Origin of the sequence: Arthrobacter sp. P2b (assembly GCF_900168295.1) — a bacterium.
GTDB lineage: Bacteria > Actinomycetota > Actinomycetes > Actinomycetales > Micrococcaceae > Arthrobacter.
In genome coordinates, this window is the sequence record NZ_FVZL01000017.1 from 80,742 (window position 1) to 93,132 (window position 12,391).

11 protein-coding genes are annotated in these 12,391 nt (G+C 64.1%); 2 read left to right on the forward strand and 9 right to left on the reverse strand.

Features of this window, described 5'->3' with window-relative positions; all coding sequences use genetic code 11:
- Positions 1-90: 90 nt before the first annotated feature.
- From B5520_RS18750 to mobC, 3 genes are read right to left on the reverse strand one after another with little or no spacing between them, the layout of a single operon-like run.
- Positions 91-1,032, reverse strand: a complete 942-nt coding sequence (locus B5520_RS18750) for a hypothetical protein (RefSeq protein ID WP_079598578.1) — start codon at positions 1,030-1,032, stop codon at positions 91-93.
- 17 nt (positions 1,033-1,049) lie between these two features.
- Complete coding sequence (locus B5520_RS18755; protein ID WP_079598579.1) at positions 1,050-2,609, reverse strand: relaxase/mobilization nuclease domain-containing protein; 1,560 nt, start codon at positions 2,607-2,609, stop codon at positions 1,050-1,052.
- Positions 2,609-3,001, reverse strand: coding sequence for a plasmid mobilization relaxosome protein MobC (mobC, locus tag B5520_RS18760; RefSeq protein WP_079598580.1), 393 nt, complete (start codon positions 2,999-3,001; stop codon positions 2,609-2,611). Before mobC ends, B5520_RS18755 begins: the two co-directional genes overlap by 1 nt.
- Before the next feature lie 693 nt (positions 3,002-3,694).
- Here mobC and B5520_RS18770 point away from each other — a divergent pair.
- The gene (locus B5520_RS18770) at positions 3,695-4,003 is read left to right on the forward strand and encodes a hypothetical protein (protein ID WP_079598581.1); all 309 of its coding nucleotides are present in this window, start codon (positions 3,695-3,697) and stop codon (positions 4,001-4,003) included.
- 404 nt (positions 4,004-4,407) lie between these two features.
- Here B5520_RS18770 and B5520_RS18775 read toward each other — a convergent pair whose 3' ends face one another.
- The 4 genes from B5520_RS18775 to B5520_RS23285 all read right to left on the reverse strand — a co-directional run bounded on the left by B5520_RS18775 (position 4,408) and on the right by B5520_RS23285 (position 10,155).
- Complete coding sequence (locus B5520_RS18775) at positions 4,408-5,763, reverse strand: ParB/RepB/Spo0J family partition protein (RefSeq protein WP_079598582.1); 1,356 nt, start codon at positions 5,761-5,763, stop codon at positions 4,408-4,410.
- Between the two features lie 605 nt (positions 5,764-6,368).
- A complete protein-coding gene (dprA, locus tag B5520_RS18780; protein WP_079598583.1) occupies positions 6,369-7,277 on the reverse strand; it encodes a DNA-processing protein DprA in 909 nt (302 codons plus the stop codon).
- Positions 7,278-7,982: 705 nt separating this feature from the next.
- Complete coding sequence (locus B5520_RS18785; RefSeq protein ID WP_139386268.1) at positions 7,983-9,293, reverse strand: TRADD-N-associated membrane domain-containing protein; 1,311 nt, start codon at positions 9,291-9,293, stop codon at positions 7,983-7,985.
- A 436-nt stretch (positions 9,294-9,729) separates the two neighbouring features.
- A complete protein-coding gene (locus B5520_RS23285) occupies positions 9,730-10,155 on the reverse strand; it encodes an NPCBM/NEW2 domain-containing protein (protein ID WP_368483729.1) in 426 nt (141 codons plus the stop codon).
- On the opposite strand from B5520_RS23285, the gene B5520_RS23095 reads away from it, so the two are divergent.
- Positions 10,145-10,540, forward strand: a complete 396-nt coding sequence (locus B5520_RS23095) for a hypothetical protein (RefSeq protein WP_254865640.1) — start codon at positions 10,145-10,147, stop codon at positions 10,538-10,540. The genes B5520_RS23285 and B5520_RS23095 overlap by 11 nt on opposite strands.
- A 346-nt stretch (positions 10,541-10,886) precedes the next feature.
- On the opposite strand, the gene B5520_RS22830 is transcribed toward B5520_RS23095, so the two are convergent.
- Entirely contained in the window at positions 10,887-11,039 is a 153-nt protein-coding gene (locus tag B5520_RS22830; RefSeq protein WP_176156920.1) for a hypothetical protein, read from the reverse strand.
- Positions 11,040-11,240: 201 nt separating this feature from the next.
- A complete protein-coding gene (locus tag B5520_RS18795; protein ID WP_079598586.1) occupies positions 11,241-12,254 on the reverse strand; it encodes a DUF4192 domain-containing protein in 1,014 nt (337 codons plus the stop codon).
- Between the last annotated feature and the right edge of the window lie 137 nt (positions 12,255-12,391).

Here is a 12,391-nt window from a genome sequence, read left to right on the forward strand (position 1 = left end):
CCGTTGTCAGATCGGCCCCGAGGATCGGACGAAGTTCCCGGCACGAACGCTTACAAGCATCGCGCTCGGGTCAGGTAGCGAAGACGAAATTTATCGGCTCATGCCTTTCTGTAGAGGCTTGGTCTGGCCGTTAACTCCGCGCGTTTTGCGGGCCTTTGCAGGCCTTGATCCCTTGCCTACGGCTGCGCTGGGCGGTGTGGCCTGGTCTTGATCGGCATTGAGCCGTGCTTCTACAGCCTCGTGGTCAGCAACCCCTTCGAGGCTGGCCACCAGTGCCTGGCGGCGTTCGGCGGAGTCGTATTTGCCTGCGGCTTCATTTTGCAGGTGCTCGGCGCGGGGGTTGTCGCGGGCGGCCGTCCAGTCTCTGACCAGGCCCCTTTCCATGTCCTTTTCGACGGCGACGCTGTCCGAGAAGTTGTGCCGCTGCTCCCAGTTATGTGCCTCGATGGGTTGTGTCTCTTTGAGCCAGGCCAGGGCTTCGTTCAGGTCCTCCTTTGAGGGTGCCTCAAGGGTCGCCGCCCTGTTCCTGTCTTCTCGGTCGGCTTGCGCCAGCAGCTGTGCAGCCTGGGCATTCTCGTCCCGGCCGGTAGTGCGTTCCGATTGGGCTTGGTCGCGGTCCTGTTCGGCCTTCGCTATGGCGGCAGCAACCGCTGTTTCGTCGGCGCCCAGGTTGTCTATGTCGAGGCCGTAGCGGCGTTGCACCTGGTCGCGGATTGTCTCGGCCGCGTCGCGCGCTGCAGGGTCGTGGTCCTTCCACGCGGTGGCGGCCTCGTGCACTCTTTCGACGTCGCGGCCGTTGGCTGTGTCCCACCAGCGGTTGTCCATGACCGGGGCGAGCTGGGCGCGGGCAGCAGCACGCTCGGCGTCGAACCGTGTCTGCAGTTCCCGGGCCTGTTGCTCCTCGACCGCCTGGGCCCGGCGCAGCTCCTGCTCGCGTGTCCTGGCCAGCTGCTCACCGAGCCGTCCGGCGACTGTCAATCCGACGCGGGACATTCCCTCGATGGCTTCCTCGATGCCGTCAGATTCACTCATGGTTGCCCCTCCTGGTGTTATCTTTCAATGTCCGGGCGGGTGGTCCCGCCTCGGGTGGTCGCGTGGGTGCGTGCCTGCTCGTACGTCGGTGGCAGCACCGAACCGGGTGAGCGTCCTTGGGCCTGGCCCGCAGTGCTCGTGCGGACAGCTTCGGCCGCTTCGCGGTCCACTGCCGGCGCCGGCGCGGGAGTGCTCGGCAGGGCGGCAGCAACCTGGCTCAATTGGTGCCTCACCATGTGGCTGATCTGGCGTGCTCTGCGCAGATCATTTGATGCCTTGTGCATGTCGTGGACGGCCTTGGCGACGTTGAGCAGCTGGCGCAGCATGATTGCCTGGGAGGCAGTTCCACTGCCACCCATGGTGGCCGTCATGAGCATCAGCGAGGCTCCCCGCGCGGATGGGCCAACGCTGCGGATCGGGCGGTTCGGGTAGCGGCGGAGTTGCGCCGTCTTGGACAGTTCATCTGCTGCGGCCGCCAGGGGTCCTGGCGTTGCCTCGGTCGCCGTGGACCAGGCAGCAAACGCGCCCGCCGTTTCGCGAGCTACGTGCGCCCATGTGGCATGGTCATCCAGCGGAACGGAGCGCAGCGTTTCGCGCAGTCGAGCGACTTCGTTGCTGTAGTGCTCCCACATTTGCGGGTCCGGTTCGTGGGCTTCGCGGCCAATCGTGACCGGGCGTCCTCCGCGTGCAGCTGCCTGCCATTCCGCGACCGCAGCGGCGGCACCTTGTGGGCTGTCAGGCCACTCGGCACGGAGCTTGGGCAGCGCAAGGTCCTTAGCGAGGTGACCGCCGCCAAACCAGACCGGCCGGCCACCCTTGGGGGGACGTTCGGCCACGCTGTAGCCGACCACGACATCGTCACATCCGGACGCGTACCGCGGCCGAACCAGGGCCCCGGTACGGCGGAGGCGTCGAATGAATTCGGCCTCATCCTGGGCCGAAGTGGCGCAGGCGCGGACCTTGCGTTCCAGGGACCGGCGTTCCGGTTCGGGTGCGCCGCGCCGTGCGGAGGCTTCGCGCTCACCCGGCCGCAGGCCACGGGTGGAATGGGTGGGTGAGAGTTCTTCCAGGCCGTACTTTTTCTCAAGCCCGCGGGCGGCTTGTTGTGCACGGGGGAAGTCCCGCCAGCTGCTCCACTTCGTGCCGTCCTCGCGGACCATGGAGGCAGCGATGTGGATGTGGTCGTTCCCGGCTTTGCTGTGGCCGTGACGGATGGCTACCCATTGTGCCGGCGCGCGGCCGCTGGCTTCGGTGAAACCCATCTCGTCCATGAAGTCCTGCGCAATATCAGCCCACTTCTGGTCGGTGAGGTCGCCTTCCTCGGCACGCAGCGACAGTGAGCAGTGCCAGACGTGTCCGCCGGGAATCTCGACACCCAAGACACTTCGGGCGCGGTCAAGTTCCTTGGCAATGGCCTGGGCGGCGTCAGCGCTGAGTTCATCATCGTTGTGCCAAGCCATGATCGACGGTGAGCCCGCAACCAGGTGCGGATCGGTGTGCTCGTTCGCCCTCCCGGGACCGGCAAGGTATGCAATGAGACCGCGCATGCGGGTGCCCTTGGTGATGTTGGGAATCATCAGCGCACCATCGAATCCAGCATTGTATTGATACGGTCTGCGACAGCCCGGACACGGGTCAATACGGTGCGGGCAGCTTCCGGGAACTCGTCGGTGGCGTTCGCGTGCCGGGCCAGCTGGTTGACGTTGTTCGACAGGGCTGCAAGGTAGCGGCGGGCGGCAATGAATTCCACTGCCATCGCCCGGCGTTCAGCCAGCGACTCTGAGTTTTCCGCGTACAGGGCTGCGCTGACCAGAATCTCCGACGGGCTGCGTCCGGTCCGTTCTTCCAGGACCTTCAGCTGTGCGCGTTCGAACTCCGACATCGAGACGCGAACGTACTGGGTGGCACCGTCGATGTTGGCGCGGCGTCGACGGGAGAACCGGCGGGGAGACTTCGGCTCATCGCTCATCCCCGCTCCCCTCCCCCACATGCCCAGCGCAGCGCCCCGGAATCTCCGGGTCGACACCTCAGTGTCGCCGATCGTCGTCCGCAGGCCGTGGATCGACACGCGGGTTATGGCACACAACCGTCTAGCTTGCTCCGAAAAATCACCTGCACCTGCTTTTGGCACTTTGGTGGTTTCTGTGCACTACCCTGCAGGACGCTGCGCGTCTGACTTGTTCAAAACGACTGCGTCGTTCCGTTTCGGCTGGTTGAGGCTACTGCCCGGTCCTTCCTTGGCAAGTCTCCGCAGCCGGCTTTCGCGGCATATCCTCGCTCCGCTCCGGTATTCCACGGTCCGGCCGCTCCAACTGGCCAATTCCTTCACCGGCCAAGTTTCGGCAAGCGTGCCGAAAGGAACGCGGCATAGGGCAAGCGAAAGGTACAGTTTTGGCTCTCATCTCACCTACCAAAGTGGCCAGGCAATACGGCGTCTCGTCGACGCAGCTGAGACAGTGGCGGCGGCGGGGTATCGGCCCCGAATACTTCCAGTTCACGGCACGGACGGTCAGCTACTCTGACGACTATCTGCGGGATTGGTTCAGCGATCCCAGTAACGCCGGCATTCTGGCCGACGATCTTCCAGGCTCGTCGGAAATACCATACGCCGAGGGGCGCGTCAGGCACCGGACAGCATCGGCGTAATCGTTAGTCTGGATCCATGGCTACCCTCGACATTGAACAGACACGCAACCAAGCCCGCGCACTGCTGGACTCCCGCATCGAATCCGTCACCGCCTTGGTGAAAAGCCGCCAGCGCATCAACGATCTGCGTGACCAGCTTGTTGCGGCCGAACGCGACGACAAGCGCGCCTACGTCCAAGCCACACGCGACGGATGGAGCTCCGACGAACTCAAGAAACTCGGCCTCGAACCATCCGCCGTAAAGCGCCGGCGGACAACAAGGCGCTCCACAGGATCAGAGCAGGAAAGCGACCAGGACGCCGGCACATCCTCCAGCGAACAGTGACACCAGTACCCACGCCCCGGGCGAGACAACAGCGGCAGCGTGACACCTGAAAAGCCGTTGGACACAAAAAAGGACCGGAACATTCCGGTCCTTTTTTGTCCTTCGGCAAAAGGAAATCTTTGATCCACTCTAACTCACCCATGAAATGTATGCCTGACTACCAATCGCCGCGTAGTTTCTCCGGCACAAAGATGCTGCCAGCAGCACGTTGACTTCGACCCCTGGTACGCGCGGCACCTAGTGAGGAGGTGCCCGGGTGCGCGGATTGGCGGTCCGCCGCAGGTGAGTGGCTCCTGTGATTCGCCCCTGGCGGCGGACCGCCCGACTTTTGGGAGGTTCCGTGCCCGCTCGCGGTGATCGGCAGCTGCCTTGCCGGGCGGTGGGTTCCGCCCGGCAAGGGGTTCTTATGCCGCTTCGGTTTCTCCCTCGGCGAGTGCGCCGCTGTCGATGATCAGCTGTTCAACAGTGGATGCCTTGTACCCCCAAAGGACCAGTTGGTTTAGGTAGTCCCTGTGGGTCTGGGAGGGGGAACGCCAAGAGTCCTTCGCGATGGTCTTTTCGTACCCTGCGCAGATCAGCGCGATCAGGGAAAACTCTGGCCGGGCCGTGGATTTTGCCACGTGCGTCCGGAGCGGGTTCCAGCCCCAAGTCTTGGCCTCGTCAACCTTTGCCCCGACCATGCCAGCGGCCACCTCGCCGTCGTAGCCGCTGGCCGTTTCGGGGTGGTGTGTGATCGCGTGGACGGTGAAGTACTGCCAGCCCTTGGGTGCCTGCTTCCTGGCCAACAGGCCGGTCACGAATCCACGGCGGACCACCTGCGCCGACAGCATCGCCTTGTTGTTCTCAATCAGGGTTTTGCGCTCGGCCTTTTGCTCCTCGGTCATGGGGCCTTTCTGCGCTGTGCGGCCGCCGTCGTAGCGTTCGTACTTCGGGGCGAAGCCCGTCTCCTTCCACCCAGCGATCACGGAGTGGGTCCGGTGCTGGCCCCGGTAGTCCGTGGTGATCAGGACGGCGTTGGCGTCATCCTCGGTGGCCGGTTCCCCGTTCTCCCGTTTGGCAGCGGTGACGTAGAGGTTGTCGTCGTCGGCGTAGTGTCCGGCGTCCTCCACCATGGTCTTGCCCTGGGCTTCCAGCTCGGCGATCAGCGCGGCGAGGGCGGCGGCGCTTTCGCGCCGGTCGCGCAGCCTCTGCGCGACGTGCAGGAGCTGGTCGGGTTCGTCCATGATGACCGACTCGAGCTCCTCCGTGGCCTCTTCATCTGACTCAAACTCAGCCATGATCAGTGCCTCCTCGATGCTCCATCCTTTGTCCAGGGCGCCGGCTCCCGCGTCTGAGGACTTGGCCTTCAATGCGGACTCCACTGTCGTCTTGGTGCGCCCGGTCTTCTTCGCGATCGCGGCCGCCGAGACACCGATCAGGGACAGCTGGTGGTAGGCGTCCGCTTCGTCCGCTTCGGTCAGTTCGGCGCGCTGGATGTTCTCCACCACCTGCGTCACAATGCGCTCTGCCTCTTCCGGGGAATCGATGATCATCACCGGGATCAGCGGCCGTTCGGCCTGCACGGCCGCGCGTGTGCGGCGCTGGCCCATCAGCACGTGCACGGTGCCGTCGTCCTTCCGGTGTGCGATCACCGGTTCCATCACGCCATGTTCCTTGATGCTGGCGATGAAATCAGCAGTCAGGGCTGCGTCCTTGCGGACGTTGACATCGACGGTCAGCGTGGCCGGGTCGAGCATCTCAAGCGTGGGTACTGCGTTCATGTGGTGTTGCTCCTTTTTTGCCGAAAGGGTTGGTGGGTGGGGCGGCTCAGGTGACCGGCCAGCGTCCCCTCTCCCCCGTTGATTTTTGGCTGCTGGCGAAGCTTGCGGAGCTGTGGCCGACGGAGGCCTGTCTACCCGTGAGGGCAAGGGGCGGGAAATTCCCGGAGGAAATCAGCGACGAAGGAGCGCCGCAGGGACATTTCCCGCACCGCAGGCCCCGGAGGAACGGAGGGGCTAGACCGGCCGGAGCGGACACGTACAATCCGTCAGGACAGCAGCCAAAAAGCGTCGCAGACAACACAGGACCAGGGACGGCGGAGCCCTGCGGAGCCGGCACTGGACCCCACAGCCGGCCGCGCCAGCGGACGCCCTTCAACTGGTTGGAGCGCAGCGGAAACCAGGGCGAGCCCTACGAGCCTGCCTTCCACCCCCGGCCACGGACAACCAACGACACCACCAGCCCCTGGCTTGCCGCCGTCGGCCGCCGCCCGGCACCTGGCTGCTGCGGGATGGGCGGTCCGCCGCCGGCGACCACCAGCGCAAGCCGGCCACGACGGCGGACCGCCCGCGGGTAACCGGCCCCGAAAGACCGGCCACCAGTGGGTTTAGCTGGCGAGCAGTTCGCTCAATTCAGCCGCGTCAGTCACCAGTGCCGCGCCGCCGTCTTTCAGGAGACGGTGGCAACCTGCGGAGTTGGCGCTGTGGACGCTGCCAGGGACTGCGGCGACGTGACGGGCGATGGTTTCGGCGTGGTGGGCGGTGTTCAGGGCACCGGAGCGCCAACGTGCTTCCACGACGCAGGTGACACCGGCAAGGGCTGCAATGATGCGGTTTCTGTACAAAAACCTTGCCCGGGTAGGGGCGGCTCCCGGGGGCAGCTCGGACAGCGTCAGCCCACTGCCTCGGATTGCGGCCGCGAGATCCGCGTTACCGGACGGGTAGTCGCGGTCCAGGCCGCCAGCCAGGACGGCGATGGTGGCCGGGCCGTTGCCGGTGCTTCCGGCCAGTGCCGCGCGGTGGGCGTGGGCGTCGATGCCGTAGGCGAGTCCGGCAATGACGCAGATTCCGCGCTGGGCCAGGCTGTAGGCGATGTCGCCGGTCACGGCCGCGCCGTAGCTCGTGCAGTCCCGTGAGCCGGCCAGTGCCGCACAGTTGGACGGGTCAGGGATCCCGTTCCCGATGTTGCCCCGGTACCACAGGCCCAGCGGCGCGTCCGGGAGGTCGTCCAGGCCGGTCGGCCAGTGCTCATCACCGGGAATCAGGAAACCGCCGCCCAGGCGCTCGATGGTGGCCAGGTCCTTCTCCGGGTCCAGCTCCGGTACGCGGGGCGCCCAGCGCTTCGACGCCTCTGCCAATTCCTCGGCCGTCACGTCTGGCAGGGTGTGGGCAGGTTGGGCGCCGGTGGCGAGCCGCAGCGCGGCGTACGCGCCGAGCCTGCCCACGAGGGTCCGCCCAACCGCGTCCTTTGGCTCGAACAGGCGGGTCAGGGCTGCGCGTGCAATGCGGTCGTTCATGGTGTTGCTCCTTTTTTGCCGAAAGGGTGGTGGGTGGGCCGCTCAGGTGACCGACCAGCGTCCCCTCTCCCCCCGTTGTTTTTGGCTGCTGGCGAAGCTTGCGGAGCTGTGCCCGTGCAGGCCCGTCTACCCGTAAGGGCAAGACCCGGAAAATCTTCGGAGGAAATAAGCGACGAAGGAGCGCCGGAGAAGACTTTTCCGGGGCGCAGGCCCCGACGAAGGAGGGGCTAGAGGGGCCGGAACGGGCATGTACAATCCGTCAGGACAGCAGCCAAAAACGTCGTAGACACACCAGGTTCAGGGGGTCCGGAGCTCTGCGACGGCATGCCCTGGACCCAGCAGCCGGCCGCGCCAGCGGACGCCCATCAACTGGTTGAAGCGCAGCGGAAACGGTAATACTGGAAACGGACTTGAACCGGTGTGCCTCAAGCGGAAACCGACGTGCCTGCGAGTATGTCCTTCTCTGGATTCGTCCACCGGTTCAAGGTTCGCCGGGATGTTGCCGGGCCTTGAAATCGTGAGAGAGGCCCCGGCCTCGGTAGGCGGCTTGTCCGGTATCGCGGTCGATGGGTCCGTCCGACGCTGTGGCCACCAGTGACTTCGCACGGCCAGCCCTAAATCCGGCTTGAATCTAGTTATCGTCGGAGTCGCGGGGCTTAGACGTCGTTCTGGAAGGTCTTCTTAGCGCGCATCTCAACGAGGAGGTTAGCCAGGTGGGAAGAGGGAATTTGCAAGGTTAGGGTCCGCCGGTTTCGGCGCCCTCGGGTTTTTTGGGGCTTCTGGTTTTTTGGTCCCATCCTGGGTCTTGGGCGGAAATTCCAGGTCCCGGATCCACTGCATCATCAATTTCGCTGTTTCGGTCTTGTCTACGGAGTTCGGAAGGTGGTCCAACATGCGCTCAACTGCCAGTATCCGGCCGGTCAGTGAGGGTTCAAGGTAGTAGTGGTTGAGCTGGTTGGCTGCGTGATCATGTCCCCGGAAGAAGACGGCGCCAAGGAACGCGCTGAGCAGAGAGCCCAACGCGGTAAGCCCGCCGGCGATGAACCTCTCTTCCGGGTTGTCAGCGAACTGAAGGGCGACGGCGGATCCAATAATCAGGATGAGGAAAGCGGCGACGGCCGCGCTCCACGTCAGGATGAACGCTGTTCGCTGCTGGCTCTTGGTAATCTCCTGATATTCATCGAGCTGTTTCCTGTTCAGCTCGAACATCCGCGCAAGCTGGGTCCTGGTGCTTTGACCGGCCTGCATTGCCATGCGCAACTCGTCAAGGGCTGCATCAACGCTGTATCGCGCTGCAGCTCGTCTGCGTGCACTGAACGCGCGGCGTGCGGCCCAATATGGGACGGTGCACCATCCCAGAACAACCGCTCCCGCCCCCGCCAACGCCCATCCCCAGGCATTCGCGTTCGGCCACCATCCGACGTCAACGAAGGATGCAATCAACGCGCCGGCTACGATGAGGGCCAGCCCCACACCCACCCAGGAGTAAATGCCGAACTTCTTTTTGCTCCCGAGCGGCTTTCGAAAGAAGCGCCGACCTATGTACCAGGAACGCTCGGGGCTCGAAGCCCATTGGTCGATCAGGCCTGGGGTCAGCCCTGCCTGCTGAAGCAGGTAATTCAGCTGCCCTGCCGACCATGGCTCGTTCTCCATCGACGGCCACTTGGCGGCTTCTTCGGCCCGGCGCTGCCGCATCATCTGCGCCAAAGCCGCCGCCCGGCTTCGGTTAAAAGCCGCTCTGCTCTCGGCTCTGCTTCGGGCTACAGCCAGTTCAGCCTGGCGCAGGAATTCATCCTGCCGCCGCACCTGACGCCGGCGCTGACGTAACAACCACGCCGACGCCGCTCTGCTTTGGGCTGCAGTTGCCTGGACTCCAGGATCAGCAGCCGGACGAGAACCCCTGCTAGCGCTTGAGCCGCTCACCGGATCATCCCCTTTTTCGAGCCATTGAATTCCCGAAGCAAAACTCTTGTCAAGACCGGCCGGAGCGGACACGAAGATTCCGTGGGACAGCAACAAAAAACGCTTGTAAAGAACCAGGTGATGACGGGCAGGAGCTCTGCGACGGACCGGCAACGCCCTACAGCCGGCCGCGCCAGCGGACGCCCATCAACTGGTTGAAGCGCAGCGCAAACGAGGCTTTGCGGGCGTAAAGTGAGAGTGTCCTCCGTCACCGGCCGTTCCCCCCAGTTGGCCGGTGACGGTAGGGCCTGAAGCTCCCACGTAGGCCACTCCATGTGGCCGTCCCAGCACACTGGATGGCGTCCTTTCCAGCCGGAATGGGACTTGCTGATGCCTTTGTCATATCGGGCGGGGCTTACGCTCCTTGGGGCAAGGTGTACGTCGTCAGCGCAATGTCATTGGCGGCACTGCTCGCTATCGGCATCCGTGGGAACCGCGCCCCCAACGCCTCACCGGCCTGACTCACGCTTGGCGGAAGTTGATCAATTGCTTACGGAAATACCATCGGGCTTGCTAGAGCCATACCCATATAGATGCCCTTATGTGAAGCGATAACGGCTTCCTGCTCAGCTGTACGGTAAAACTCGACACGTATTCGCGTCACGCCCGTAACGTCCAATTTGATGGGCACTGCGTTCGCTGGGGACGTTGTATATGACAGCGGTTCGCGCTGGTCGAGTCGGATCTGGAACCTGTGTGGTCCGTTGTATTCGTCAAGGACTGCAGCCGTTGCCGTGAAAGTCTTGAAGTTCCGCCCCAGCGTAACTTCGTACACCTGTGGAGAAGTCCCGTTGCACCAAATATTGCAGTCGAAAACGAGCGCCTCGTCATGGGGGGTGCCATCGATCGATATGGGGCCTCTGAATTCAATATCACTCGTACTGTCCGTGCTTTCCCTCGCCCACGTGAGCTTCAGTAGCGACGTTGGTGGGACCGGCGGGGTAGTGGTGGGAGGTGGGCTGCTCGGGGGTGGGCTGGGCGTAGGGGTGCTGGGTGAGGGGGTGGAGGGCTGTGGCGTTTCAGTGTTTGCCGGTGGGGTGGCGGCCTGGCCCCCGGCGGGGCTTGTAGGGGTGCCGGTTACCTCTAAAAGCCACATCAAAAAGGCTGCGCCCGCGATCAGCCCAACAGCGACAGGGATGGAAATATGCTTCTTTGCCATTTCAAAAATCGCGTTGGTTGCAATCCCGGCGAGGACGGTTGCCATGACCGTCAGAATCACAACCCAAATGATGCTCATGCCTAATTATCGAGGCAATCCCGGGATACTCGCGGATTTCGGGATGGTTAGAGATCGGGACTGACGCCGTGAAGCGCAGCGGCTTCAAGCCAGGCGGCGCGGACCTCTGCCCCGGCGTCCTTCAATTCGCCCCCTCTCGAAACGCTCCCGCTCTGGCGTGAAAACACGCGGCCGCTGACTCCAGCAGGCGTCGAGCGCGGTCCTTGCGCACCCTCGCACTCCTTGGAGGATCCGGAGGGCCGCTAAACACGCGCTCAAGGGGTTGAACCTGGTGCAATACCGTGCTCAACCCCTCGCAGCTTAGGCTTATTTAGCCAGTCCAGCTTTCGGGGACCAGTTCAAGACAGCCGGCCCTTCTCCCTTCCCCGGCAAAAAGGAAACTCGTGGTGCAGCGTCAGTGCTGCTTTGGCTTATAGCTCGAAGTGTCGGTGGTCTTTCCTGGGCCGGTCTACCGGGCCGGTGGCTGGGCCTGCGGTGAGCAGGCTCAGTTCCAGGATGTCTTCAAGGGGGCTCGCGTCCGGGGCAACGGTATCGTCTTCGGTCATGCGGAATTGATCTGCCACGCTCGGGACTCCTTGGTTGTGTGGGGACTACGGTGTCCTTTCACAGTATCGGCAGTTCCTGCGCGCGGGCTGGAAGTCGCGGTGCCCGCGCAGCGTTTACGCGGCCGGAGGAGCCCTGGCGGGGGAGGCCGCCGCGCACTTGGGGAAGGTCCAAGAGGAGGGCCGGACCCCTCTTGTCGTGGAGTCCGGCCCTATTCGAAGCTAGCGCTTCAGGCGGCGGTCATAGGCCTTTTTCGGGTCGCGGCTGCAGTCTGCCAGCAGGCCGCGGTTGACCAGTTCGCCCAGCAGTTCCGCCAGCCGGTATCCGGCGGTGTCCTCCAGTGCGAGCTTGAAGTACCGGGCAGCGAAACTGGATTGTCCTTTGAGCCATTCCAGCCAGCCGATCAGGCACAGCATGGGGGCGCGCTGCCCTTCGGGGGTGGCTTTCATCAGCTCGAACGCGACTTCCTGCGCCGTGTCCACGCGGGCCCAGTCCGGGCGGGTCAGGAACACACCAAGCATGACGGAGGTGAACTGCTCCGGGGCGTGGGTGATGATGTCGCCCATCATGTAGTCCCGGGTGATCGGGTGCTGCAACGCTCCTGCCAACCGGTGCGCGGTCTGGGTCGTCAGGCTCTTGGGGTCCTTCAGCACGCTGGCCCAGGCAGCACGGCTGGCTTCGAGGTCTTCGGGCCAGCCGTCTGGCGTGTGCTCGGTGATAGCCTCGCGGGCCGCTTCGTCTCCGGTGAAGGGTGCCGGTGCGATGAAGCCGGTCACGGCGCTCCCCCGGTAGATCAGGGCGGCGTTGCCGTTGCTGGTGGTGATCGCATCCAGCGGCTGGTCGGGGCAGCAACTAGTATCCGTGCACAGGTAGTTCCGCCACAGTTCCGAGGTCACCAGCCATGCGTCCTGCAATGGCATTCCGGCGGTTTCCAGTTCGGTGCGCAGTGCCTGCACGTGCCCGGCGTAGGCGCGGCTGCCGTCGATCGTGCTCTCATCGGTGTAGATGACCAGCAGGCTGCCGGTGGCGGCCTCGTCAGCGGTCAGGTAGCTGACGATGGTCTGGGCGTAGCCGACGAGATCCTGCCCGAACGGGACATCAACGCGCAGGGTCGCGCCGATCTTGTTGCCCTGCATGGTCAGTGCGACAAAGGACTCCGTGGGGGCCTGTCCCAGCGTGTGCGGAATGAAGGCCAGGACGTCGGCCGGGCCGGTGAATTTGATGAAGTCGTTCATGGTGTTGCTCCTTTTTTGCCGAAAGGGTTGGTGGGTGGGGCGGCTCAGGTGACCGACCAGCGTCCCCTCTCCCCCCGTTGTTTTTGGCTGCTGGCGAAGCTTGCGGAGCTGTGCCCGTGCAGGCCCGTCTACCCGTA

Bases quoted from the DNA above. Each gene is read 5' to 3' on its own strand.
- B5520_RS18750 (WP_079598578.1), bottom strand. From the start codon at position 1,032: ATGAGTGAATCTGACGGCATCGAGGAAGCCATCGAGGGAATGTCCCGC.
- B5520_RS18755 (WP_079598579.1), bottom strand. From the start codon at position 2,609: ATGATTCCCAACATCACCAAGGGCACCCGCATGCGCGGTCTCATTGCA.
- mobC (WP_079598580.1), bottom strand. From the start codon at position 3,001: ATGAGCGATGAGCCGAAGTCTCCCCGCCGGTTCTCCCGTCGACGCCGC.
- B5520_RS18770 (WP_079598581.1), top strand. From the start codon at position 3,695: ATGGCTACCCTCGACATTGAACAGACACGCAACCAAGCCCGCGCACTG.
- B5520_RS18775 (WP_079598582.1), bottom strand. From the start codon at position 5,763: ATGAACGCAGTACCCACGCTTGAGATGCTCGACCCGGCCACGCTGACC.
- dprA (WP_079598583.1), bottom strand. From the start codon at position 7,277: ATGAACGACCGCATTGCACGCGCAGCCCTGACCCGCCTGTTCGAGCCA.
- B5520_RS18795 (WP_079598586.1), bottom strand. From the start codon at position 12,254: ATGAACGACTTCATCAAATTCACCGGCCCGGCCGACGTCCTGGCCTTC.